This window comes from Caballeronia sp. LZ003 (assembly GCF_031451465.1).
In the GTDB taxonomy this organism is placed as follows: domain Bacteria; phylum Pseudomonadota; class Gammaproteobacteria; order Burkholderiales; family Burkholderiaceae; genus Caballeronia.
Genome location: NZ_JARUXJ010000003.1, coordinates 1,454,745 through 1,478,168, shown reverse-complemented (window position 1 = coordinate 1,478,168; position 23,424 = coordinate 1,454,745). Strand labels below are relative to the sequence as shown.

Here is a 23,424-nt window from a genome sequence, read left to right as displayed (position 1 = left end):
AAGGCTTAGCGTCGACGTTTCTTCCATGCGTAATCGGCGGGTGGATCGGCGACTCCGGCTTTGCCAACGGACTGCGGATTCTCGCTGCACAAAGTAACGAACGCGATGTCCTCGCCTTGCGCCTGTCGGCGGCGAAGTGCTTCGGCGTATTGCAGCGCATCCGCGAGCGCGGTGGGATCGAACCTTCGGTGTTCGGCCTGGGGCGTTGCCTCGTTCAATGTGCCGCTCAGCCAGTAGACGACGAACATCGTGTGAACCTCGGGTTGTGCGGCGACGTCATCGACGCGCCAATGTCGGGAGCGAAGGCGTCACGGCGGTGCAAAAAACGCTCGACGTGTCGCCTGACGGCGCGTGTCATTAGCATCGGGTATTCCCCGAGTGTAATCGCCGTGAGCCATATGCTGCCTGAGGACAGCCAACTGCTCCAAACAGGGAACGCGGGTTGCTTTCGTCCTTGCTTCCCTGAGGGCAACGACATGCAACGACTTGACCGTCTCACCGATGAAGCCGTTTGGCAGATGCCTGAACGCTCGGCCGACAGCGGCGAACCACGCGTGCTGATTGCCGACGACGACATGAACGCGACACGCGCCATTTGTCTCGCGCTCGAGGACGCCGATTTGACCGTGCGCGCCGCCCATACCGGGCTCGACGCCGTGACGGCCGTGCGCAAGTGGCGTCCTGGCGTAGTGCTGCTCGATCTGATGATGCCGCTCGGCGATGGCTGGGAAGTCGCCGAAGTCATCCGCGCTGCCGATCCCGCCATGCTGCTGATTGCGCACACGAGCCGCACGAGCCTGGAAGATCAAATGCGCGCGCGGCTGAAGGGCTTCAATGGATACTTCGTCAAGCCGACCGAACTCGATCGGCTGATCGCCGTGCTGCATGAGTATTATTCGATGCGCCAGGCATGAGCCTCTTCAATGCTCCAGAACCGTGTTGCGCAGTGCGTCCTGCCGCAGGCGCTTCGTTGCGATGCCCGAAGATTTGATCGGCCGTTCCACGGTCTCGGTCTGACGCGCCGGCAAGGTCCGTTGCAATCCCGCGCTATACCCTTTTCTGAAGGCACGGCGGTACGTCCTGCGATACGCTTCATCGGATGAAAACTCGCCTGCGTGGTCGCCGAGCGCAGCGGTCAGCGCGAGTTGCTCGTGCGTGAGCGTGCGCAAAAGCGCCATGAGCGACCGCTGTGTGGAACTGTCGGCGGCCGCGACGCTATCGGCGAGCGCGGCAATGGCCTGCGCGATATGGTTGCAGCGCTGTTCTATCGATTCCGAATGGCCGATGACGGGATGCCCGTCATTGTCGACCGTGACCTTTACTTCATCCATCGTTTGTTCCTTTACCTTGAAACTCGGGCTGAGCACGCCGATGCAGTGCGACGCGGCATGCCGTTCGAGCACGGCAAGGAAGCATTCCTCAAGGGTGATCGACTGCCGCGGGCGAGCGCGCGAGTGTGCCCGAGTTGCCCCTGCGCCGCAACCTGACGCTGTCGAGGCTCGCGGCGACTCACAGGTTCGCGCTCTTGCGCTGCAATCCATCGAGTTCGATGCTCAGTCTGTCGATGTCGCGCTGCACGTGCTGTTTGAGCACGTCTTCCCAGTACTGACAATAGCCGGCCCAGAAGGGCATCTGGGTTTTGGCGCAGGCATCCGCCGGTAGCGGATGCGGTAACAGACGGCTCAGACGTCCGATTTCCTCGTGCTTCCAGCGAAGCAGCGTGCGTCTCGAACCGCGTTGCGGCGGACACAATTCGTCCATGCGCGCCACCGCGAACCACAGACCTTCGGCGGGACGCGAGGCCATCTTGGTGAGGATGGATGTGTTGGGACGCGGCCCATGGTCGTGACAGATTACGGCACCGATCTGCCCGAGGATATACATGGCTTGCTCGACTGGTTGTTCGGCCTGGTTCTGCATGGCGCCTCTGTCTTTTGTGCGGATGGGAATGATATTGCTGGCGCTCAAAAGTGCCTCTCAGCATGATTTTTCGATGAAGTACGCGGCTTCGTCGTTCTTTATATTGCTAACGTGTTGCTAGCAGGGATTACGATACCGTATCGAAATTTATGTGCAGCATGTGCCGACAAAATAATACAAAGTAACGGTGCGCTGAAAACGGACGCGAAAATGAAAAAAGCCCCTGCTGGCTTAGGGCAGGGGCTCGGGTACTGCTGACTTTCTCGTACTGCGTTTTGCTACGGGTGCTGCTTTGCTTCTGATACTGCTTCACTTTCTCGTACGGCGGATACTGCGGGTGCTTCAGATGCTACTGGTACTGCGTTGCTACAGTTACTGCTCACTTCTCGTACTGCTGCTGCTTTACTTCCGACACTACTCGACTACCGCGTACTGCGGATGCGACCGGTGCTTCAAAATGCTAGTACCGGTTCACATCCGATGCCACCTCAACTGCTTCAACGATCCATCCTTCCATTTGCAACAGGACAACACTGCCTTATTAATGCCGAACTTCTTCGAAAGCCGGCATTGAAATGTGCGGGTAGTCCGTCGATTCGACCGGCGGCGGTTCAGCGATTTCCGCTTGTTGCTGACGACTGCGATGCTCGAGCGCCGCATTCACGCCCTTCTCGTAATAAACCTGCGCCGTGTGTTTTTCGAGCGCCTCGACGAGCGGCATTTGTTCTTCCGCAAGCGAGTGCATGAGATGCAGAAGATCGCGCTGCATGACGTCCGAAAACATTGCGAATTGCTCGTAGGCACCGGGCGCGGCAATCATCTCGACCAGCGATGCAAGCAAACGCACGCGGCTCTTGCAGTGCTCGCTGATAGGTGTCGAATGGGAAACAATCGTGTTGCCTTGCGCATCTACCGTGACTTGAGGGGCTTTCATCGCTGACCTTGTTTGCTTGGGATGAGTGTCATTAAACTCGATCGGGCTTAAGAATCTAATGAGACACATCCGAGTATCCGAATCGCTCGATGCAACGGAGCGAATTGTCGAAAGAGCGGGTGAAACATGCGCGATCCGGCTTCGACCAACGGACTGCTCATGATGTCGCCGTCGCTTCGACGCGTTCGACGAGGTTCGCGAATCCCTCGTACTAAATAAAATTAGCACATGAAAAACGGGACGGTAAGAAGCTGGCCATCGACTTTCGAGGCGACTAGCAACAAAGCCAAGCACACGCACGGCTGGCTGAAACGTGTTACACATGGAAGACAAAACGCGTTTCAAAAGCCTGCACCGAGGCATGTCTATTGCACGTTTGCGAACTTAAACCTTACTCAGCGAGCCCGACTCTGCCATGCGACGACTCGCCACCCTTTGGCGCCTAGGCCGTGCATTCATACGGGAAAGTCACCATAGCGAGGATGGTGCCTCGATGCAGCGCGTCGCCCGCTTCTTCGCGCTACATGGAGCGCGTGCCGCGCCGCTCGCGTCGAGCTTGCCCGTGCTGCGGCAGTTGCCGCGCGTCCTGAACGCGACGTCCGGCGCGCTCGCACGTCATCCCGCGCTGGCGGAAACGGCGGTGCGCGTTGCGCTGACCGAAATGGACGGGCTTTTCACGCCGTACGATGCCACGCAGTTCCGCGATGTGTCCGCCGCCGCTTTGCGCGCGCAAGGCGTTGCGCTGACGCAGGTGAGCGCCGCGCCGCTGCGCTCGGGCATCGCGGAGCAGACGCATGCGGCGCGCATCGGCGAAATGGCGGTGCGCGTAACGCTCCTGCGTCCGGATGCACGCCAGGAACTCGCGGATGATCTCGATCTCGCGCTCGCCGCCGCGCGTTTTGCGGAACGCCGTTCGGCCAAGGCGCGCGACATGCATCCGTCCGAATGGGTGCGTCGCGTCACCGAAACCGTCGACGCAATGATCGACCTACGCCAGCGCGCCGCCGACCAGAGCTTTTTGCGCTACCGGTTGCGTGACGATAACCGGCTCGCCGTGCCGGAAGTGCTCTGGGACTTTTGCAACGACGCCGTTCTGACCACGCGTTCCATCGCGACCATTTCTCTTTCGGACGCGCAAGCGCTCGCGCGTCACGGACTGGATCAGGCCGATCTCATTGCGACCCTCATCGAAGCGTTCTTCGAAATGGCGCTCGGCGCGGGCCTCTATCACGCCGGACTCGATGCCGCCGGCGCACGGGTGAGCATCGACACCGACACATTCGGCCAGATCGTCCTCGAAGCCGACAATCCGACGATGTTTTTCGCCGCGCACGAACGCGAGTTCATCGTCGGCGTGTCGGATGCGCTATTGCAAGGCGATCACAAGGCGGCTGCGCGCGTGCATCTGGAGCACGGACGGCCGGACACGCACTCCATCCATCACGAAGTACGTGTCGAGGCCACGTATCGGCGCGAGGCGGAACGTTTCTCCACGAAGCACACGCGGCATGGTGTGGGCGTGGCACATTTATTCGATGCCATCGGCAAGGCGCCCGTCGAGCACATGTACAGCGCGGCGCACGGGCGCATCGCGTCGCGGGCGATGCTGCTGTCGCGGACGATGGAAGCGGTCGAGCACATGGCGCATGACGTTGCGCCCGACATCGACGTGTGGAAGATCGCGCGCAAGGTCATCGCTCGGCTGGCGCGCGATCAGTTCGGCTGCCATAGTCTCGCGACGCGGCTCGCGCACGAAGCCACTCATTGGCCGCATATGCTGCCGCGTTTGCCCCGGCTTATCGCGCAGCGGGCGGGTGCGGAGCAGCGGTGAGCGAAGCAATTCGCGTGGCGCATGCGCGGGCCAGGCTGACGGTCATCGCAGGCTCGCGCGTATCGGCACGGTGTCGCTTTTCATCGAAACGGTCGGAGTGATTCGATCTACAGGCGTTCCGAGTATGCATGGCAAACATGACATCGAACGGTAAGACGTCTGCGATCATTAACAAAATAAGCGAAGCTAATTTCATAAGTGATCCTAGGTAACGAGAATTTTATCGGGAACTGTGTCCTAGAATGACACGGGTCGCTTACACCCCGGTAAAGCACCGGAGATTCGTAACGATAAGCCGAAGTATTACTTGTACAAACGCCGGCATGAACACGACGCACCGGGGCGAGGCCGATTCGCATGAAAACACGTCGCGCTCGAACACGTCATTGCGCATCGTTCAACACGAGACTGCGTCCATTGGCGGCCGCCGCCCTGATTGGGTTCGCGGCGCCCTCCCAAGCGGGACAGGTTGCGTCGAGCACGACGGGCGCTGTCTTATCGGATGACAGCTCTTATGTGGTTCCTCCGGGCACGACTATCACAACGCAGTCCGAGAACGCAATCGATGTCACGGCCATCGCGCCTGTCACGTTCAACAACGCGGGAGTCATCGTCAGTGCGGTCGACAACCAGGCGGCCGCGATCAAATTCTATGTGCCCGCCACGCTCACCAATAACGCGGGCGGCGCGCTGCTCGGCAATACGTTCGGCGTGCTTTTCGACGGCGGCGGAAATTCCAACGATCTGATCAACCGTGGCGACATAAGCGCACGAACCAGTCACGGTGTCGCGTATATCGACGCGTCGGGTGGGACGTTCGACAACTTCGGCACGATCAATGGCGCGGTCGCCGGGCCCATCAAGCAAACGCCCAATGGCGTCTATATCGGCTCGACCGGAACGGTGATCATCAACAATCACGCGAAGGCATCGATTGCTTCCGGCGTGGGCGATGCGACCTATGGCGACGGAATATTCGTCGAGACAGGCTCGGTCGTCATCAACAACGACGGATCGATAACCGGTTATCAGGCTGGCGTGGTCAACACGGGAACGCTTCCAATGTCGGTCGTGAACAGCTCGACCGGAAGCATCCAGAGCACCGTTGGCGCAGGTGTTCAACTTCAACAGGACAGCACGCTCGTCAATAACGGCAAAATCGCGAGTGCGGGATCGGCGGCGATTCTTCTCGTCGGTTCGAACAATCGCGTGACGCTGGGAACGGGGTCGTCGCTGCAAGGCGCGAATGACAATATCCTCGACATCGAAGGATTGGGAAACACGCTCGCGTTGACCGGCTCGGCCGTGCAGTCCGGGAACATCGCGACGGGCCGCGGGCCGGGATTGAGCCAGCTCACCTCCGGCGTGAAGAGCGTCTGGACGCTGACCGGCAACATCGCGATAGGTGGCACGACGCCGGACGCGCTCAACGTGATCGGCGATCTGACGCTCGGCGGCACGCTCACGCAGCATGGCGGGGCAAGCACGGTGCAGAACAGCGGCAGCCTCACGATCGGTACTGGCAGCGCGGGCGGCTCGCTCGACGGCGACGTCGTGAACAACGGCATGCTGCGCTTCAATCGCAATACGGTGGCGACATTCGCGGGGCAGATCGTCGGCAACGGCACACTCATTCAGGCTGGCAGTGGCGCCACTCACCTGACGAAAGCCGGCTCTAGCCAAGGCACGGTGGTTGTCGAAGCGGGCACGCTCGGCTTCGACCATCCGGGTGCCTTCAACGCCGGCGTATACACCACGCGCGTCGGTGGGACGACAAGCATCTCGGACAAGTCGAGTCTGCAAATCGCCACGAACTTCACGCAGGAAGTAGGCTCGGCGCTGAACGTGGGCATAGGAAAGGTGCAGCCGATCATCACGGCCAGCACGGCGACACTCAGGGGCGCGCTGACCGTGAGCGGTTTCGGAGCCGACGCGCCCAATACGGCCAGCGCGCTTACGAGCACGCAATTCAACATCATTCGGACGACAGGCGGGATCTCGGGCGATTTCGCCAGCGTCGGCTTCTCGGGCACGCAAGGCCCCGCCGATTACCTGACGCTCACCGGCGCGAAAAGCCCCGATGGCCTGAACTATAACGTTGGCTTCGGCCTGACGTGGCGCGCACCGGCCGCTATCGCCAACGGCACCTTCACTCTCGCCGATGCCGCGAGTACCTTCAACCTCGACGTGCCGCTGGCTGACCGGGTCGGTGTCTTCGCGAGCGGCTGGGACGGCCGCACCTTGACGAAGACAGGTCCGGGCCTGTTGATCGTATCGGCGCCGCTAATCCACACCGGCGGCACGCTGATCGACGGCGGCACGCTGAGAACCGATGTGACGGACTCGCTCGCGACCAGCAGCAATGTCAACATCGCGAGCGGCGCCACGCTCGACATGAACGGCTTCGCGCAGCAAATCAACCAGTTGAGCGGCGCGGGCGCAGTCGCGCTCGGCGGTGCGGCACTCACCGCCGTCAATCTCGCCGATACCGCTTTCAGCGGCACGATCGGCGGTAGCGGAAGCGTGGTGAAAACCGGCCCGGCGACCCTGAGCCTAAGTGGCGCGAGCACGTATAGCGGCGGCACGACCATCGCTACGGGCAAGCTGATCGCGGCAACCGGGACCGCGCTCGGCGCAGGCGCGGTGACGAATAACGCCATCCTGCAACTGGATTTCGCCAACGACGCCCTGATGCTCAACACACTGAGCGGCTCAGGCGCGCTCTTGAAAACGGGCGTCGGCGCGGCGAATCTCGCCGCCTCCGGTTCGACGCAAGGCGCGGTCAGCGTCGAAGCCGGCACATTACGGCTTTTGCAAACTGGCGCGTTCACGACTGCGGCCGACTGGACGACCGCGTCCGGCGCGACCACCGCGCTGTCGAGCCGCAGCCAGCTCGAAGTCGGCCGCGCCTTCACCATGACCGGCACACTGTCCAGCATTGCGGGGGTTGCCGAACCGGTGATCTCGGCGAGCACGGCATCGATCGGTCCTGGCGCGATCTTCAACCTCGCGGGTTACACGGCAGCGCCCGCGACGAGCGCCGCGCAACTGGCAGCGGGCGCATTCACGGAAATCCACGCGACCACGCCCGGCGGGCTTAGTGGAACGTTCGCATCGACGCGCATCGGCGGCACGGCCAGTTCCGTCGATTTCCTGACGCTCTCGTCCGCTTATACCGCCCAGAACTACAACGTGGGCGTCGGGCTCACGTGGTATGCCGCGCACGGGACGACGCCCGCGACGGCGAACGGCGTCTTCACGCTCGTGCAACCCGGCGATTCGTTCGACATGGACGTCGTTCTCGCCAATGAGACGGCCAATCAGACGACGGGCTGGGATGGCAAGACGCTCACCAAGGCAGGCGCGGGCACGTTGCAATTGTCAAAGGCGAACACGTACACCGGCGCGACGCTGATCGAGGGCGGGACGCTGCAAGCCGGAGCGGAGAATGTCATCGCGCCGAGTTCGCGCGTGATGTTGTCGCCGGGCACGACATTCGATTTGAACGGTTTCAATCAGCAGGTCACGAGCCTCGCAGGCGCGGGCAACGTCTCGCTCGGCACGGCAACGCTCACGGCAAATTACAGTACGAACACCGTGTTCGACGGTGTCATCAGCGGCTCGGGCGGCTTCACGAAAACCGGTGCCGGCCGGTTGATTCTGAGCGCGGACCACACTTACACGGCGCCGACCACCATTGACGCGGGCGTGCTACAGCTCGGAACGGGCGGCGCGTCGGGCAGCGTCGCGGGCGATATCGTCAACAACGGCGCGCTGGTGTTCAATCGCAGCGATCGCTACGTCTATGGCCACTCGATCAGCGGAACCGGCGCGTTGACGCAGCAAGGTTCTGGCGCGCTATTGCTGCCGGGCAGCCAGACATACAGCGGGACCACTCAAGTGAATTCGGGCGCGCTCATCCTGACCGACAACGCGCAATTGCCGAACACGCCCCAAGTATCGGTGGCGCAGGGCGCGACATTCGGCGGTTATGGCGGCGTGGGCGGCGCGGTGGTGAACAACGGATTGCTCGCGGTCGCGGATGCAGCGCCCGGTTTCGCGAATGCCGCGGCTGGCGCGTTCAGTATCGGCGGAACGTTGACGAACAACGGCGAAATCCGCATGAGCAGCCCGACGCCCACGAGTACGTTGACGGTCGCGGGCAACTACATCGGCAACAACGGATTGCTGACGTTGAGCACGGCGCTGGGCAGCGACGGTTCCGCGACAGATCGCCTGATCGTGCATGGCGACAGTGCCGGTCAGACCGCCGTGAAAGTGCGGAACGCAGGCGGCGCGGGGGCGATAACGAGCAACGGAATCCGCATCGTTCAGGTGGATGGTCAGTCGAACGGCCAGTTCACGCTCGATGGCCGCGTCGTCGCGGGTCCATACGAATACAACCTGTACAAAGGCGGCGCGAGTACACCCGCCGATGGCAACTGGTATTTGCGAACCTTGACGGACGGACCGTCGCCTACACCGACACCCGCGCCACGACCCGAACCGGGCGGCTATCTTGGCAATCAGGCAGCGGCGCGCGACATGTTCGTCATGACCTTGCACGACCGCGCGGGCTTCCCCGATCCCTTCGCCGTGGATGGCATGAGCGGCAACGAATCGACGGCCTGGGTGCGCACTCGCGCCGCGCACACCGACGGCAACGCGGCCGGCGGGCGGCTTGCCGAATCCACCGACACCGCGCTCTTTCAGGCGGGCATCGACTTGCTGCATCGCATGTCGAACGCGCAGCATTGGCAGGCGGGCATCATGGCGGGTTATGGTTCGTCGACAACCGATGCCACCGCGCGTAACAATCCCGCCACCGCGCGAGGCAATGTGAACGGCGCGAGCGCCGGCGTCTACGCGACCTGGCGCGCGAATGCGCTTTCGCCTGTCGGACCTTACGTGGATACGTGGCTGCAATATGCGCACTTCGACAACACGGTCAAGGGCGCGCAACTGAATGGCGAGAGCTACGCGAGCCATACGTGGGGCGGATCGGTCGAAGGCGGATGGGCGTTCGCGGTAGGTCAGACGTCGAGCGGCCCGGTGCTGATCGAGCCGCAAGCGCAAGTCATCTATTCGAACTATGCCGCCGACGATCACGTAGAGTCTGGGGGCACGATCGTCCATGGCGGCAATATCAATGCACTGACGACGCGCGTGGGCATGCGCGTTTTTCACGCGCCGGGATCGGCCGCGGCGCCGGGCTGGCTGCCGTATCTCGAAGTCAACTGGTGGCACGACACGAGCGGCAATTCCATCGCCTTCAATCAGATCGTGGTGTCGCAGGACGGCCCGAGAAATCGCCTCGAAGTAAAGGTCGGCGCGCAGGCGCAACTCGCGCGGAACTGGCGTCTGTGGGGCAACCTCGGCTACCAGCAAGGCGACGGCGGTTATCGCAGCTACCAAGGTTTGCTGGGCGCGCGGTACATCTGGTGAGCACGCGCGCGTCAGCGCGTACCCGGACTCATGCGCTCCCCGATCGCGCGGCACGCGGCCTTGAGCGGTTCGATATAAGTTTCGACAGGCGTCGCGCTCTTTCTGAACAGCGGAATGCTCACGCTTACGCAGCCGAGCGTCGTGCCGTTCGCCCCGACGATCGCGCTGCCATAACAAAAAATCTGCGCTTCGTTTTCCTCGCGGTCTTCCGCATAGCCGCGCGCGTGGCAGGCATCGAGTTCCGCATCGAGCGCGCGACGCTCGGTGATCGTATTCGACGTAAAGCGCTCGAACACCATGCCTTGCAACAACGCATCGCGCTCGGCACGACCGAGCGTCGACAGATACGCCTTGCCCACCGAACTCGAATAGAGCGTGACGCGCGTGCCGATGCGCGAAGCCATGCGCACCGCATGAGGACTTTCGAGCTTTTCGATATACACCATCTCCGCGCCGCTGCGCACGGCGAGATGCACGGTTTCCTGCGTACTGTCGCGCAGCGCCTGCAACGCGTCGGTGGCGGCGATGCGCAGATCGGAGCGCTCCCAGCTTCGGCTCGCAAGCGACATCAGACGCGGGCCGAGCGCATAACTTCCACCACGTGCGCTCTCGACCGCGAGCCCTTCGGCAATTAGCGCGCCGACGATGCGATACACCGTCGGACGCGGATAACCCGATCCCGCCGTGAGGCTGGCGACGGTCGGCGGTTCGTCGGCATCGGCGATGAGTTGCAGCACCACCATGAACTTCGAGAACGCGGCGGTGCCGTTGGCTTTCGCCGCGTCGAAGGAGGAGGAAGAGGAGTCGGAGGCTGCGGACATTTTTGGAAACCTGAGTGCGACGGCGCGCCGAGTATATCGGCACGCCGCGTGATCCGTCGATTGGCGCGTCAGGCGATCAGATAGCCGCCATCAACCGGCACGACCGTTCCCGTCATGAACGACGCCGCCGGCGACGCCAGAAACGCCACCACGCGCGCGACATCCTCCGGCAAGCCCCAGCGCTTCATGGGCGTGCGCTCGAGAATGGCTTGCGAGCGGCCGTCGTCCTCCTGCAGCGCCTGCGTAAGCGGCGTGGCAATCCAGCCGGGCGCGACCGCGTTCACGCGAATGCCTTCTGCCGCGTAAGCAATCGCGAGCGACTTCGTCAACTGCGCGACGCCGCCCTTGCTCGCGCTGTACGCGGGCACGAGACCGCCGCCGAAGAACGTCAGCATCGACGCCGTGTTGACGATCGATCCCCGGCTTTTCGCGAGTAACGGTCGCGCCGCCGAGCACATCCGCATGGTGCCGTTGAGATTCACGGCGATCACGCGCTCGAAGGTTTCGATGTCGTGCTCGTCGCCACGCTTGATCATGCCTGCGCAGTTGACGAGCACGTAGAGCGAATCGAGACGCGCGAAAAGATCGGCGGTGCTGGCGGCATCGGCGACATCGAGCGCGGCGACTTCGATTCCCGCGCCGAGCGCGTCCTTCTGCGCTGCCGTCGGCGCGATACCCGCCGCGATGACGCGCGCGCCGAGCGTCGCGAATTCCTGCGCGATGCCCGCGCCGATACCTTGCGTGCCGCCCGTCACGACGACGGTCTTGCCTTTGTACAGATCAGGTTGAAAGGTCATGAGTAGCTTGAATGGTCAGACGACGGGAACGGCGGCGGCTTTCGCCTCGGAATCCTGAATCGGCGAGCGCACGACGAACATGTACACGAGCGCGGCGGCGAACGCCACGCCCGCGCTGATCAGGAACGCGTTGACGAACGAATGCGTCTTGTCGACCACGAGCCCGGTAATGAACGGCGCGAACGAACCGCCGAAGTAACCGCCGAAGTTCTGGATGCTCCCGAGCGAGGCCACCATATGACGCGGAGCCGCGACCGAGACGAGCGCCCACGCCGCGCCGCTCGCCATGTTGACGAAGAACATTGCCGCCGACAAATACACGATAGCGAGCGTGAGATTCGGCGTGAACGCGGCCGGCACCGTGAAGAGCGCGCCGCCGATGAGACCCGAGCAGATCGGCCACTTGCGGCTGCGAATGGGTGCGACGCCGCGCGCCATCAGACCATCGGCGATAAAGCCCGACGACAGCATGCCGAGCGTGCCGGCAAGATAGGGGATGGTCACGACCCAGCCGGTCTTCGCAATCGTCAGATGGCGCTCGTGTTCGAGATACGCCGGCAGCCACGTGAGATACAGCCACACCATATAGATCACGCCCATGAAGCCGAAGATCATGCCCCAGGTCGTCGCCTTGCCGAAGAGACCGCGCCATTCCGCGAACGTCATATTGCGTTCGGCGCGCTGTGCGGGTTCGCCTTCGGTCAGATGCGCGACTTCCTGCGCATCGAGCGTGATGTCCTTGCGGTTCCGATACACCACATACCAGCCCACCGACACCATGATGCCGAGTACGCCCATGATGACGAACATGTTGCGCCAGCCGAAGTTGAGCAGCAGCACGGTGAGAATGGGCGGAGCGAGCGCCGGGCCAATGGTTGACGACGTCACGAAGATGCCGGTCGGCTTGCCGCGTTCGCGCTGCGCGAACCATTCGCTGACGACCTTGGCGCCCGCCGGAAATTGAGGCGCCTCGCCGATGCCGAGCGCGATGCGGGCCGCGAGAAACTGATGCAGCGTCGTGACGAGGCCGCCGAACAACTGCGCCACCGACCACACGAACATGCCGAGCCCGAGCATGATGCGCGCGCCGAAGCGATCGAGCATCACCCCGATGGGCAACTGCGAAAACGCGTACGCGAACGAGAATGCTGAGAGCAGCAAGCCCATCTGCGAAGCGGACAGGCCCAGCTCCTGTGTGACCGAATGATTCGCGATGGAAAGCGTGCTGCGGTCGAGATAGTTCACGATCCCGGCAAGCGTCAGGAACGTGAGCGCGACCCACTGTATGCGCTTCAGGCGCGGCGATTTACTCTGCATGTTGTCTCCTCCGAAAGCCTTGTTTTTATGCTTCGGTTCGGTTGGCGAAAGGTGCTGCGGGAATTGCGTTGCTTCAGACCGTGCTTCAAGCCGTTGCTTCAAGCGTTATTCAGCGAATGAACTGATCGGCGAAATCCGCGCCCAGTCCAACGGCTTCGTAATGCTTGCGGCACATGTCCACCTTCGTGAACACGTCTTCATAACCGGTGTAGTTGCCGTATGGATCGCAATAGAACATCACGCCGTTCACCTGGAAGTAGGTGATCATTTCCTCGACGTCTTCGGGCACGTAAAGCGTGTGCGTTTCGCCGGGCGGCTCGAACACGTAGCTGCCTTCTGTTGCAACCCAGTCATGCTCCAGATAGCGCCAGCGCCCCTTGAGCACCATGCCATGCACGGCTTGCGGATGACGGTGACGCGACAGCACGCCCGACTTGCGCACGCGCAGCAGGTTCATCCAGTAACCGGTCGACACATTGAGGCACAGCGGACGAAACCAGACGTTCTCGGCTTGCGGGACCCACTCGCGCTCGTCGGTTGGAATCGCGTGACTCACGACGATTTCCTTCTGCGCTTCCTTGGGATTGGGATATTGATACGGCGTGAGGGCATCCGCCGAATTCTTGGGCGCGGGCATTCGCGTCTCCTTGTCCATATTGTGGATGATTAAGCCAAATTATGGACAGATATTCACGCGGCTGCGACAAATTGTCAAGATCATCACGCGCTTAAAAATAGGGATTCGCACCGACGAAAAAAAAGCGGACCTGCGAGGCAGGTCCGCTTTGACGCAGCAATACGGTTCCTTGGGAAGGACCGATGGGCTTAACGCGCCATCATCAGCATGTGGACGTTATGCATGACCCATACCGTTCCGACGACAACGACGAGTGACATCAGAATCGTATAGGCGAACGACAAGGCGTGCCAGCGCTGGCCCTTCGATGCGTTCACGTGCAGGAAGAAAACCACGTGGACGATCATCTGCACGGCGGCCAGCACTGCAAGCGCCGTGATCGCGCGCTCGCCGCTGAACGTGCCCGACATCACGAGCCAGAACGACGCCAAGGTCAGCACGACCGCCAGCACGAAGCCGATCAGATAGCCACGCACGCTGACATGCGGGATATCGCCATGTGTTGAATGCGTATGTGCCATTAGACGAGGCTCGCAAGGTAGACGAAGGAGAACACGCAAATCCAGACGATGTCCAGGAAGTGCCAGAAAAGGCTCAGACAGGCGAGCCGGCGCAGTTCGCGTTCGCCCATGCCCGGCTTGGCGATCATCTGCACCGCAAGCACGATCAGCCAGATCATGCCGAGGGTGACGTGCAGACCATGCGTGCCGACGAGCGTGAAGAACGACGACCAGAACGCGCTGCGCTGAGGGCTGGCGCCTTCGGCGATCAGATGCGCGAACTCGTGCAGTTCCAGCCACAGGAAGCCCGCGCCCAGCAGAAACGTGACGATGAGCCACGCGAGCACGGCACCCGTCTTCTTGCGTTGCGCAAAAATCATCGCGAAGCCGAACGTCAGACTGCTCGTGAGCAGCAGCGCGGTTTCGATCGCGACATCGTTGAGATTGAAGAGATCCTTTGCCGTCGGGCCGCCCGCGAACTGATGCCCCATCATCGCGAAGGTCGCGAAAAGGGAGGCGAACAGCACGCAGTCGGTCATCAGGTAGGCCCAGAAGCCGAACACGGAATGCGACGAGTGTTCGTGCTCATGGTCATGCGCGTGATGCGCGGATAGTGTCGATTGCGACATTTACAGCACCTCCAGTTCCAGGTCGCGCGCGACGCCGGTCTTTGCAGGCGACTTCGGCGGACGGTTCCGCTCTTCGGTCGCCTTGACGGTCGCGGCGGGGATCATGTAGCCAGCGTTCGCACGGAAGCTGTAGCCGATGACGGTCGCGGCAATGCCGACCAGACCGACGATAGCCATCCACCAGATATGCCAAATGGCGGCAAAGCCGAGCACCAGCGCGAACACGCCGACGACAAGACCCGCGCTCGTGTTCGACGGCATGTGGATGGCGCGGTACGGTCCCTGATCGGCCATGCTGCGGCCGGTTTCCTTCATGTCGGCGAACTCGTCGAGTTCACGCACGGCTGGAATATGCGCGAAGTTGTAGACCGGCGGCGGCGAGCTGATCGCCCATTCGAGCGTGCGGCCGTTCCACGGGTCGCCCGTGACATCGCGATACGCCGGCTGGTTGCGGCGAATCACGCTGACTACGATCTGCGCGACCTGGAAGGCCACGCCCAACGCGATGATGCCGACGCCCGCAGCCGCGACCATCAGATACGGCTGCCATGCGGGGTTGTCGTAGTGGTTGATACGGCGCGTCATGCCCATGAAGCCGAGGATGTAGATGGGCACGAACGCCACGAAGAAGCCCACGAACCAGCAAATGAAGGCGTTGCGGCCGAGCCTTTCGTCCAGCTTGAAGCCGAACACTTTGGGCCACCAGTACTGCACGCCGGCAAAGTAGCCGAACACCACGCCGCCGATGATCGCGTTATGGAAGTGCGCGATCAGGAAGAGGCTGTTGTGCAGCACGAAGTCCGCGCCGGGAATGGCCAGCATGACGCCCGTCATGCCGCCGAGCGTGAACGTGATGATGAAGCCGATGGTCCACAACACGGGCGTCGTGAACTGGATGCGGCCACGGTACATCGTGAACAGCCAGTTGAAGATCTTCACGCCGGTCGGGATGGAGATGATCATCGTCATGATGCCGAAGAAGGCATTGACGTTGGCGCCCGAACCCATGGTGAAGAAGTGGTGCAGCCACACAAGGAACGACAGCACCATGATGCAGCACGTCGCGTAGACCATCGTCTTGTAGCCGAACAGCGGCTTCTTCGAGAACGTCGAGACCACTTCCGAATAAATGCCGAAAGCCGGCAGAATCAGAATGTAGACCTCGGGGTGTCCCCAAGCCCAGATCAGGTTCAGATACACCATCGGGTTGCCGCCGCCGTCGTTCGTGAAGAAGTGCATGCCGAGGTAGCGGTCGAGACCGAGCAGCGCGAGCGCGACGGTCAGGATCGGGAACGTCGCCATGATCAGCACGTTCGAGCAGAACGCCGTCCATGTGAACACCGGCAGCTTCATCCACGTCATGCCGGGTGCGCGCATCTTCACGATGGTGACGAAGAAGTTCACGCCCGTCAGCAACGTGCCGACGCCGGAAATCTGCAAGGCCCAGATGTAGTAATCGACCCCGACGCCCGGACTGAATTGCGTCTCGGAGAGCGGCGGATACGCGAGCCAGCCCGTCTTCGAAAACTCGCCGATGAAGAGCGAGAGATTGATCAGGACAGCGGCCACGGCCGTCATCCAGAACGACAACGAGTTGATGAACGGAAACGCCACGTCGCGCGCGCCGATCTGCAAAGGCACCACGAGGTTGAAGAATGCGACCAGCAGCGCCATGGCCATGAAGAAGATCATGATGGTGCCGTGGGCCGAGAAAATCTGGTCGTAGTGATGCGGCGGGAAGATACCGGGATTATTCAACGCGATGGCTTGCTGCACGCGCATCATGATGGCGTCCGCGAAGCCGCGCACCAGCATGAGACCCGCCACGACGAGATACATGACGCCAATGCGCTTGTGATCCGTCGACGTCAGGTACTCGTTCCAGAGCCAGGCCCATTTGCCGAATTTAGTGAGAAGGGCGGCCGCACCGATCACCATGATCGCCATGAGGACCGTCGCCCCCATGATGATGGGTTCGTGGTACGGGATCGCCTCGAGCGTTAATTTGCCAAACATGGCTTACCCCTTGGTTACGCAGTTTTCACCGTTGACATCGAAACGGCCGTTGTTGTACTTGCCGACGATGTTGTTGAAGAGCTTGGGATCGACGGTGGAGAAGTACTTCACCGGATCTTTCTCGCTCGGTTTCGCGACGCCGGCGTAGACGTCCATGTCCAGACGCGCGGGCGCGGTCTTGACCTTCTTCTGCCATGCATCGAAATCGGCCGAAGACATGGCGAGCGCGCGGAACTTCATGTCGGAGAAGCCCTGGCCGCTGTAGTTCGCGGAGATGCCCGCATAGTCGCCCACGTGATCCGCTTGCAGATGCAGCTTCGTCTGCATGCCGGCCATTGCGTAGATCTGGCCGCCGAGTTGCGGGATGAAGAACGAGTTCATCACCGAATCCGACGTGATGCGGAAGTTCACCGGCGTGCCAACGGGAATGGCCAACTGGTTCACCGACGCAATGCCGAGATCCGGATAGATGAAGAGCCACTTCCAGTCGAGCGCGACGACTTCTACGTTGATCGGCTTGACATCCGATTGAAGCGGCTTGTACGGATCGAGTTCATGCGTGGTTTTCCACGTCAAAATGCCGAGGTACAGGATGATGACAGCGGGAATCGCCCAGACGACGATTTCGATTGCCGTGGAGTGCGTCCATTTGGGCGCGTAGGTAGCGTTCTTATTCGACGCGCGATAGCGCCACGCGAAGAACAGGGTCATCAAAATGACCGGGATGACGACGAGAAGCATGGTGTAAGTCGAAAGAGCGATCAACGAAGCTTCCGCTTTGCCGATGCTGCCCTTCGAGTCCAACACTTCCAGCTTGCATCCCGAGAGACAGAGACTGGCCACCCCCGCTAACAGTGGCGCTGCTAAACGTTTGGTTTTCTCATTCATTGCATTCGCTGGTTTCTTTGATCGAAGCGTTCTGGAAGAACGCCGTGCACGGCGTTGCGCCGCGCCACGATGATGCCATGCAGCATTGAGCACGAAAACGCTAATCTATGGAAAAGCGTTTCATTTGAAGTGCGTGCGACGCTGTGTCACGCGAACGCTTATTGCCCGCTTAATTTGTGACGAATTTATATGTCTTGAAGGCTTGATTTTTCGCAAGCGAAGCGCTTGTTTTAGCGGCTTTTATTGCTTTTGAGCGGTCTTGTCCAAGGCCTAAGCAAAACGAATTAACCAGACGGTGTGCCATGCTGACAGACGATTGGCAATCGTGTGTCAAATCATGTTGCAAGAAGTGATGGTACCGGTTGGGATGAGTAGAAAAGCGGTCTCGCAGACGCGCAACCTCGCGCACACCCGATCCAAAGAAAGGCCTCGTGTGACATTCGTCAACATCAGCGCGTGACATGCGATTGTCGAGCGAGAAAGCTGCCCATACCATCGGGTGCAAGCGCAGGTGGAATCGAATCACGCAGCACATTTCATTCGGGCAGTCCAATCATGAATCGACATCAAGCTGAAAACGGCGCGTCGCGCGCTTCCTCACATCTGTTTGCACCGCTCGTCATTCGCGGTCGCACGCTCTTGCCTATCGTGCAGGGCGGCATGGGCGTTGGCGTGTCGGCGCATCGGCTGGCGGGCAGCGTCGCGAGAGAGGGCGCGCTCGGCACGATTGCGAGCATCGACCTGCGGCATCATCATGAGGATCTGCTCGCGATGTGCCGCACCGATCCGTCGCGCGATACGCTCGAACGCGTCAATCTCATCGCGCTGGAACGCGAGATTCAGGCCGCGCGTGAACTGTCGCAAGGGCGCGGCATGATCGCGGTCAACGTCATGAAAGCCGTGCGCGCGCACGCCGACTACGTGCGCGTCGCGTGCGAGCAAGGCGCGGGCGCAATCGTCATGGGCGCGGGCTTGCCGCTCGACCTGCCCGATCTCACGCAAGGCCACGACATTGCGCTCATTCCCATACTTTCGGACAGTCGCGGCGTCGCGCTCGTGCTGAAGAAGTGGATGAAGAAAGGCCGCCTGCCCGACGCGATCGTGATCGAACATCCCGCGCATGCGGGCGGACATCTCGGCGTCAACGACGTCGCCGACATGCACAACGAGCGCTTCGGCTTCGAACGTGTACTCGGCGAATTGCAGACCGTGTTCGAATCGCTCGGGCTGAACCGAGGCGACGTGCCGGTGATCGTCGCGGGCGGCATCAACAGTCATGAAGCGGTGAGCAAGTGGCTGGCGGCGGGCGCGAATGGCGTGCAGATTGGAACGCCCTTTGCCGTCACCAAGGAAGGCGACGCGCATCCCGAGTTCAAGCGCGTGCTCACCGAAGCGACGCCGGAAGACATCGTGGAGTTCATCAGCGTGACGGGTTTGCCCGCGCGTGCGGTCAAGACGCCGTGGCTCATGCGCTATTTGCGCAACGAGGAACGCATCCGCATTAAGATCGGCGCGCGTGAGCAGACATGTCCGTCGGCGCTCGAATGTTTGAGCGCATGCGGTTTGCGTGATGGCATCGAGAAGTTCGGGCACTTCTGTATCGATACCCGGCTCGCGGCGGCTTTGCGTGGCGATGTCAACAACGGCCTCTTCTTCCGTGGACGTGAAACCTTGCCATTCGGTCCGGCCATTCGCAGCGTGCGCGACTTGATCGAGCTTCTTCTGACCGGAGCGACGAAGCCGTTACTGAGCCTCCGATAAATTCCGCCGAAACGATGTTCTTCGCGCCGCGCAACGAAGCTCGGCCCTGCTCCTATTGATGCGCGCGGGGCTTTCGACCTAACCTGCGTGACCATTGCAACAGGAGCATGTCGACCATGGCGAAGCGATTTCCCCTTCACCCCAGCCACCCGGAGCGTAACTGCTGGGGCTGCGACCATTACTGCTCCGAGAAAGCGATGCGCTGCGGCAATGGCTCGAACCGCACGCAGCATCCGGCCGAATTGCTCGGAGACAACTGGTACGAGTTCGGCGACTGGGATCTCGGCGTGCTCGAAAACGCTACTTCCGTGGCGCCATCCGCCAAGTAACGCGTTCTCGAAATAGATCAATCGACGCGGCGACCAGCGCTTTAGAACTAATCCGAACCTCAGGCGCAGGCTGCATCCCTAGAATTCGGGCATCTCATAAACACAGCGATGCCCGACATGTCCACGAAGCTCGAATTCGAATCTCCCGAAGGCCGTCTTTCCCTGTCTATCGACGATGTCGAATTCATGGCTTACGGTGCCGGTGAACTCGCCATGCGCTCGATGCGCGAGCTCGTCGAACGCATGCGCCGCATGGGGCTTGGCGCAATTGCCGAAGCACATGCACGCGTGCAGGCGCAGAGCAAGGTGACGATCATGGAATTGCGCGAGATGCGCGAGGACGCGGAAGCCATCCTTCTGCTGGGAAGCCAGGGTGAGACGATAGACGACACCATCACGCCGCGGCTCGACGCATTGCGTCAAACGATCGCGCAGACGCAGGTGGACATGCGTGCAAGCGTGGACCGTCTCGCGGCGCTCGCCGTCTCGTGCCACGAAGCGCTGATGCGTATTCCCGGCTACCGTCCGCCTTCGGGACCGCGCGGCTGAGCCGATCTTATCGAAAGTCTGTCGCGAAGCTCAACTGCCTGAATACTTCCGCAACAGCGCATTCACGTCGATGCGCTGACCTTGCAGCAGCATGATGCGCGCATGCAGCACGAGGTTTTCGAGCACGAGCAGCGCGGTGGTGAGCATGTAGGTGAGGCTGACATCGCCGGGATTGAGGCCGCTGTCTTGCAGACCGCGATGCCGTTCCAGAAGCGAAGTCAACACGAGACGGCGCAGTTCCGGTTCGCCGAACGGCAGGTCGCCGTAATCGACCGGATCTTCTTGTTCCAGTTCTTCGAGCAGGCCGGCCAATTCGTTGATGGTCACTTCCATGGCTTCTCCGACGTCGACTTGCGTGAGCGGTGAGCTAGCAGTTCCATGGTGCCACGTCCGGCCAGAAAACAAAACAGCCTCGGCGTACACTCGAAACGATCAGTTCCAACGCAACGACGCAGCGCCAGAAAAGGAGCCGAATGGCAAAGCCCGCGCCCGAACCGTGGTATCGGCCGTTACCGGAAGAAACGTGCGCGCTATGCGGGCGGCCCGTGCCCGCGTCCGAGCGCGACCTGCATCATCTCGTGCCGAAGTCGCAGGGCGGACGGCAGACGGCGGTGCTGCATCGCATCTGTCATCGGCAACTGCATGCGCTCTTTACCGAGAAGGAACTCGCGCAACGATTCGCCACCATCGACGCGCTCATGCAGGACGAAGCAGTGCGCAGCTTCGTCGACTGGGTGCGCACCAAGCCGAATAGTTTTTATCAGCGCACTCGACGCTCGGCGCGCAAGCGGTGACGCGGACCGCGTCTGCGTCATTGCGCCATCGAGACATCCGCGCGCAGCGCCGACATCCCGAAGCGCTGCATGATGTAACTCTCGACGACCAGTTGCAGGTCGCGCTCGCGCGGCCGCGTGCCCCAGCGGCTGTTCCCGGCCACCGATGCGATGGTGAACCACGAATGCGGCGGAAATAGTTCCACGCGCAATAGCCCGCGCTCCAGTATTCTCAACCGCCCCGTGTCGACGTGAAACTCGGCGCTTATCGTGCCGCTCTGCGTGTCGATGCTCGCTGTTACCGCCTTCGAATTCATGGTCTCGCTCTCGTGTGATATCGATTCGATGCCGGCGCCCCGACGCCAGCTACTCCGTTGCTTTCGGAAGCGCCCCGAACGTTCCTTGGCTTCCGCGCTTACCCAAACCTTAGATCTGCAACTTTTGCACGCATAGTCCCGCTTGCGCAGGGAGACGGACGGGGGAGGTCCCCATCGGTCGTGCAGAAAGATGCTTATAGGCATACAGTACTGAAGTTGCGATTTGCCGCCGAAACATCGGCGCGATCGGCAAGATCACCGCAACACGTTTGCGACAGCGCGGCGAACGTTCGTTGTCGCACATAAAAAAACGATGCGCGCTCTCGCGCGCACTTCCGTTTCGACCGTGTCCCTGAGGTGTCGCAAGGACGCGGTTCCTGTCATAAGCCTGAAACTCAAGAGGGAAAACAATCATGCGCAAGGCGTATTCCTATGCAGCATCCGCCGCCGACAAACCGCTCGGCCCGCTTGAAATCGAGCGTCGCGATGTCGGCCCGAACGATGTCCGCATCGACGTGCTGTTTTGCGGCGTCTGCCACTCGGACCTGCACATGGCGCGCAACGAGTGGGGCGGCACGAACTATCCGGTCGTGCCGGGCCATGAGATTGTCGGGCGCGTGGCGGAAGTCGGCGCCGAGGTGACGAAGTTCAAGGTGGGCGATCTGGCGGGCGTCGGCTGCATGGTCGATTCTTGCCGCGTGTGCCCGTCTTGCAAGGAAGGCGAGGAGCAGTTCTGCGAGAGCCCGGAAAGCTTCGTGCAGACGTACAACTCGCCCGACAAGAAGTCGGGCGGCGTGACGTACGGCGGCTATTCGACCTCGATGGTCGTCGACGAAGCCTTCACGTTGAAGGTGCCTGACAACCTCGACCCGGCGGCCGTCGCACCGTTGCTGTGCGCGGGCATCACCACGTACTCGCCGTTACGTCACTGGAACGTGCAGCCGGGCGACAAGGTGGGCGTCGTCGGACTGGGCGGCTTGGGCCATATGGGCGTGAAGCTGGCGGCGGCGATGGGCGCGCATGTCGTCTTGTTCACGACATCACCGGGCAAGATCGAGGATGCGAAGCGTCTCGGCGCGAACGAGGTGGTGATCTCGAAAGACCCGGAGCAGATGGCGGCGCACGCCAACAGCTTCGATTTCATTTTGAACACGGTGGCGGCATCGCACGATCTCGACCAGTTCATGGTCTTGCTCAAGCGTGATGGCACGATGACGCTGGTTGGCGTGCCGGAGCATCCGCATCCTTCGCCGGCTGTGTTCAACCTGATCTTCAAGCGCCGGTCGATTGCAGGTTCGCTGATCGGCGGTATTGCGGAGACGCAGGAGATGCTGGATTTCTGCGGCAAGCACGGGATCACGTCCGACATCGAGATGATTCGCATGGATCAGATCAACGACGCTTACGAGCGTATGTTGAAGAGCGATGTGAAGTATCGGTTCGTGGTGGATATGGGGACGTTGGCGCAGTAGGGGAGTTATTTGGTGAGTGAAGGAGAGCCCGCGTGAGCGGGCTTGTTCCGTGGTGTTTAGCGACCTTCGCGAACGCGACGTTCCAGGCGGAATACGCCCGGCGGGACGAAGTACGTGCCAAAGCGCACGAGCCCTGTCTTTTTCAAATGACAGGTCATTTCGAAGCTTACCTGCAAGCCGGGGTCGTCGTTTTGCAAGATGCCGATATCGATAGAGCGAATCCGCGGCTCATACTTCAAAAGCGTTGCTTCCATTTGCTGCTTGAGCGCGTGTGACGAGCCGGGCAACTCCTTATAAACATTGGTCAGATCCGGCAGACCGTAGTCTGGTAGATGCTTCAGTGCGCCCGCACGCGTATTGAGAATACGCCGCACGTTTTGCTGCACGCTCAAGGCTTCGAGCGTGCGGTCGTCGAAATGGTCGATCGACTCCCCGTCAATCTGACCGAGGAGCATGTCGTAGAGCGATGGGCCGGCCGCCATGACGCA

Annotated in this window: 23 protein-coding genes; 8 read left to right on the top strand and 15 right to left on the bottom strand. The window is 61.3% G+C overall.

Annotation, left to right across the window (positions count from 1 at the left end):
- Nucleotides 1–5: 5 nt before the first annotated feature.
- On the bottom strand, nt 6–248 hold the full coding sequence (locus QCE79_RS23900) for a hypothetical protein (RefSeq protein WP_250510831.1): 243 nt from the start codon (nt 246–248) through the stop codon (nt 6–8).
- A 228-nt stretch (nt 249–476) separates the two neighbouring features.
- Between QCE79_RS23900 and QCE79_RS23895 the strand changes: the two genes are divergently transcribed.
- Nucleotides 477–914: a response regulator gene (locus tag QCE79_RS23895; protein ID WP_309848227.1), complete on the top strand. Its 438-nt coding sequence runs from the start codon at nt 477–479 to the stop codon at nt 912–914.
- 6 nt (nt 915–920) lie between these two features.
- On the opposite strand, the gene QCE79_RS23890 is transcribed toward QCE79_RS23895, so the two are convergent.
- The 3 genes from QCE79_RS23890 to QCE79_RS23880 all read right to left on the bottom strand — a co-directional run bounded on the left by QCE79_RS23890 (nt 921) and on the right by QCE79_RS23880 (nt 2,854).
- Entirely contained in the window at nt 921–1,331 is a 411-nt protein-coding gene (locus tag QCE79_RS23890) for a hypothetical protein (protein WP_244829906.1), read from the bottom strand.
- 178 nt (nt 1,332–1,509) lie between these two features.
- Nucleotides 1,510–1,920: a hypothetical protein gene (locus QCE79_RS23885; protein WP_250468861.1), complete on the bottom strand. Its 411-nt coding sequence runs from the start codon at nt 1,918–1,920 to the stop codon at nt 1,510–1,512.
- Nucleotides 1,921–2,461: 541 nt separating this feature from the next.
- Entirely contained in the window at nt 2,462–2,854 is a 393-nt protein-coding gene (locus tag QCE79_RS23880) for a hypothetical protein (RefSeq protein ID WP_244829908.1), read from the bottom strand.
- Between the two features lie 493 nt (nt 2,855–3,347).
- On the opposite strand from QCE79_RS23880, the gene QCE79_RS23875 reads away from it, so the two are divergent.
- Nucleotides 3,348–4,685, top strand: a complete 1,338-nt coding sequence (locus QCE79_RS23875; RefSeq protein WP_250494359.1) for an AarF/UbiB family protein — start codon at nt 3,348–3,350, stop codon at nt 4,683–4,685.
- A gap of 417 nt (nt 4,686–5,102) precedes the next feature.
- Nucleotides 5,103–10,130, top strand: coding sequence for an autotransporter outer membrane beta-barrel domain-containing protein (locus tag QCE79_RS23870; protein ID WP_309848226.1), 5,028 nt, complete (start codon nt 5,103–5,105; stop codon nt 10,128–10,130).
- Nucleotides 10,131–10,141: 11 nt separating this feature from the next.
- On the opposite strand, the gene QCE79_RS23865 is transcribed toward QCE79_RS23870, so the two are convergent.
- From QCE79_RS23865 to cyoA, 8 genes are all read right to left on the bottom strand, one after another.
- Complete coding sequence (locus QCE79_RS23865; RefSeq protein WP_250510827.1) at nt 10,142–10,951, bottom strand: IclR family transcriptional regulator; 810 nt, start codon at nt 10,949–10,951, stop codon at nt 10,142–10,144.
- 68 nt (nt 10,952–11,019) lie between these two features.
- Nucleotides 11,020–11,748: an SDR family NAD(P)-dependent oxidoreductase gene (locus QCE79_RS23860; protein WP_250510826.1), complete on the bottom strand. Its 729-nt coding sequence runs from the start codon at nt 11,746–11,748 to the stop codon at nt 11,020–11,022.
- Between the two features lie 15 nt (nt 11,749–11,763).
- Entirely contained in the window at nt 11,764–13,065 is a 1,302-nt protein-coding gene (locus tag QCE79_RS23855; RefSeq protein WP_250528023.1) for an MFS transporter, read from the bottom strand.
- 109 nt (nt 13,066–13,174) lie between these two features.
- Nucleotides 13,175–13,702, bottom strand: coding sequence for a 2,4'-dihydroxyacetophenone dioxygenase family protein (locus QCE79_RS23850; RefSeq protein WP_244829914.1), 528 nt, complete (start codon nt 13,700–13,702; stop codon nt 13,175–13,177).
- A gap of 188 nt (nt 13,703–13,890) precedes the next feature.
- A complete protein-coding gene (cyoD, locus tag QCE79_RS23845) occupies nt 13,891–14,223 on the bottom strand; it encodes a cytochrome o ubiquinol oxidase subunit IV (protein WP_250468828.1) in 333 nt (110 codons plus the stop codon).
- Complete coding sequence (gene cyoC, locus QCE79_RS23840; RefSeq protein WP_244829916.1) at nt 14,223–14,831, bottom strand: cytochrome o ubiquinol oxidase subunit III; 609 nt, start codon at nt 14,829–14,831, stop codon at nt 14,223–14,225. The genes cyoD and cyoC overlap by 1 nt, the downstream gene beginning before the upstream one ends.
- Nucleotides 14,832–16,847 carry a cytochrome o ubiquinol oxidase subunit I gene (gene cyoB, locus QCE79_RS23835; protein ID WP_309848225.1) on the bottom strand — a complete coding sequence of 672 codons (2,016 nt, stop codon included), beginning with the start codon at nt 16,845–16,847 and terminating at the stop codon, nt 14,832–14,834. It lies immediately after the preceding gene.
- Nucleotides 16,848–16,850: 3 nt separating this feature from the next.
- On the bottom strand, nt 16,851–17,735 hold the full coding sequence (gene cyoA / locus QCE79_RS23830) for a ubiquinol oxidase subunit II (protein ID WP_244829918.1): 885 nt from the start codon (nt 17,733–17,735) through the stop codon (nt 16,851–16,853).
- Nucleotides 17,736–18,290: 555 nt separating this feature from the next.
- On the opposite strand from cyoA, the gene QCE79_RS23825 reads away from it, so the two are divergent.
- From QCE79_RS23825 to QCE79_RS23815, 3 genes are all read left to right on the top strand, one after another.
- Entirely contained in the window at nt 18,291–19,496 is a 1,206-nt protein-coding gene (locus QCE79_RS23825) for a nitronate monooxygenase family protein (protein WP_309848224.1), read from the top strand.
- Between the two features lie 116 nt (nt 19,497–19,612).
- Entirely contained in the window at nt 19,613–19,825 is a 213-nt protein-coding gene (locus tag QCE79_RS23820; RefSeq protein WP_309848223.1) for a DUF3079 domain-containing protein, read from the top strand.
- 117 nt (nt 19,826–19,942) lie between these two features.
- On the top strand, nt 19,943–20,374 hold the full coding sequence (locus QCE79_RS23815; RefSeq protein WP_244829921.1) for a hypothetical protein: 432 nt from the start codon (nt 19,943–19,945) through the stop codon (nt 20,372–20,374).
- Between the two features lie 30 nt (nt 20,375–20,404).
- Here the strand turns inward: QCE79_RS23815 and QCE79_RS23810 are convergent, their stop codons facing one another.
- Nucleotides 20,405–20,707, bottom strand: coding sequence for a hypothetical protein (locus QCE79_RS23810; RefSeq protein ID WP_244829922.1), 303 nt, complete (start codon nt 20,705–20,707; stop codon nt 20,405–20,407).
- 140 nt (nt 20,708–20,847) lie between these two features.
- Between QCE79_RS23810 and QCE79_RS23805 the strand changes: the two genes are divergently transcribed.
- On the top strand, nt 20,848–21,168 hold the full coding sequence (locus tag QCE79_RS23805; protein ID WP_244829923.1) for an HNH endonuclease: 321 nt from the start codon (nt 20,848–20,850) through the stop codon (nt 21,166–21,168).
- Nucleotides 21,169–21,185: 17 nt separating this feature from the next.
- On the opposite strand, the gene QCE79_RS23800 is transcribed toward QCE79_RS23805, so the two are convergent.
- Complete coding sequence (locus QCE79_RS23800) at nt 21,186–21,464, bottom strand: hypothetical protein (protein WP_244829924.1); 279 nt, start codon at nt 21,462–21,464, stop codon at nt 21,186–21,188.
- A 413-nt stretch (nt 21,465–21,877) separates the two neighbouring features.
- Here QCE79_RS23800 and QCE79_RS23795 point away from each other — a divergent pair, with 413 nt between their 5' ends.
- Nucleotides 21,878–22,936, top strand: coding sequence for an NAD(P)-dependent alcohol dehydrogenase (locus QCE79_RS23795; RefSeq protein WP_244829925.1), 1,059 nt, complete (start codon nt 21,878–21,880; stop codon nt 22,934–22,936).
- Nucleotides 22,937–22,992: 56 nt separating this feature from the next.
- Here QCE79_RS23795 and tssE read toward each other — a convergent pair whose 3' ends face one another.
- Nucleotides 22,993–23,418 (bottom strand): type VI secretion system baseplate subunit TssE, encoded by a 426-nt coding sequence (gene tssE / locus QCE79_RS23790; RefSeq protein ID WP_244831024.1) that lies wholly within the window; start codon nt 23,416–23,418, stop codon nt 22,993–22,995.
- Between the last annotated feature and the right edge of the window lie 6 nt (nt 23,419–23,424).

Coding starts and splice junctions, on each gene's coding strand:
- QCE79_RS23895 (WP_309848227.1), top strand. CDS start 477: ATGCAACGACTTGACCGTCTCACCGATGAAGCCGTTTGGCAGATGCCT.
- QCE79_RS23885 (WP_250468861.1), bottom strand. CDS start 1,920: ATGCAGAACCAGGCCGAACAACCAGTCGAGCAAGCCATGTATATCCTC.
- QCE79_RS23855 (WP_250528023.1), bottom strand. CDS start 13,065: ATGCAGAGTAAATCGCCGCGCCTGAAGCGCATACAGTGGGTCGCGCTC.
- cyoD (WP_250468828.1), bottom strand. CDS start 14,223: ATGGCACATACGCATTCAACACATGGCGATATCCCGCATGTCAGCGTG.
- QCE79_RS23860 (WP_250510826.1), bottom strand. CDS start 11,748: ATGACCTTTCAACCTGATCTGTACAAAGGCAAGACCGTCGTCGTGACG.
- QCE79_RS23820 (WP_309848223.1), top strand. CDS start 19,613: ATGGCGAAGCGATTTCCCCTTCACCCCAGCCACCCGGAGCGTAACTGC.
- QCE79_RS23810 (WP_244829922.1), bottom strand. CDS start 20,707: ATGGAAGTGACCATCAACGAATTGGCCGGCCTGCTCGAAGAACTGGAA.
- cyoB (WP_309848225.1), bottom strand. CDS start 16,847: ATGTTTGGCAAATTAACGCTCGAGGCGATCCCGTACCACGAACCCATC.
- cyoA (WP_244829918.1), bottom strand. CDS start 17,735: ATGAATGAGAAAACCAAACGTTTAGCAGCGCCACTGTTAGCGGGGGTG.
- QCE79_RS23890 (WP_244829906.1), bottom strand. CDS start 1,331: ATGGATGAAGTAAAGGTCACGGTCGACAATGACGGGCATCCCGTCATC.
- QCE79_RS23800 (WP_244829924.1), bottom strand. CDS start 21,464: ATGAATTCGAAGGCGGTAACAGCGAGCATCGACACGCAGAGCGGCACG.
- tssE (WP_244831024.1), bottom strand. CDS start 23,418: ATGGCGGCCGGCCCATCGCTCTACGACATGCTCCTCGGTCAGATTGAC.
- cyoC (WP_244829916.1), bottom strand. CDS start 14,831: ATGTCGCAATCGACACTATCCGCGCATCACGCGCATGACCATGAGCAC.
- QCE79_RS23875 (WP_250494359.1), top strand. CDS start 3,348: ATGCAGCGCGTCGCCCGCTTCTTCGCGCTACATGGAGCGCGTGCCGCG.
- QCE79_RS23880 (WP_244829908.1), bottom strand. CDS start 2,854: ATGAAAGCCCCTCAAGTCACGGTAGATGCGCAAGGCAACACGATTGTT.
- QCE79_RS23815 (WP_244829921.1), top strand. CDS start 19,943: ATGTCCACGAAGCTCGAATTCGAATCTCCCGAAGGCCGTCTTTCCCTG.
- QCE79_RS23865 (WP_250510827.1), bottom strand. CDS start 10,951: ATGTCCGCAGCCTCCGACTCCTCTTCCTCCTCCTTCGACGCGGCGAAA.
- QCE79_RS23825 (WP_309848224.1), top strand. CDS start 18,291: ATGAATCGACATCAAGCTGAAAACGGCGCGTCGCGCGCTTCCTCACAT.
- QCE79_RS23900 (WP_250510831.1), bottom strand. CDS start 248: ATGTTCGTCGTCTACTGGCTGAGCGGCACATTGAACGAGGCAACGCCC.
- QCE79_RS23795 (WP_244829925.1), top strand. CDS start 21,878: ATGCGCAAGGCGTATTCCTATGCAGCATCCGCCGCCGACAAACCGCTC.
- QCE79_RS23805 (WP_244829923.1), top strand. CDS start 20,848: ATGGCAAAGCCCGCGCCCGAACCGTGGTATCGGCCGTTACCGGAAGAA.
- QCE79_RS23850 (WP_244829914.1), bottom strand. CDS start 13,702: ATGCCCGCGCCCAAGAATTCGGCGGATGCCCTCACGCCGTATCAATAT.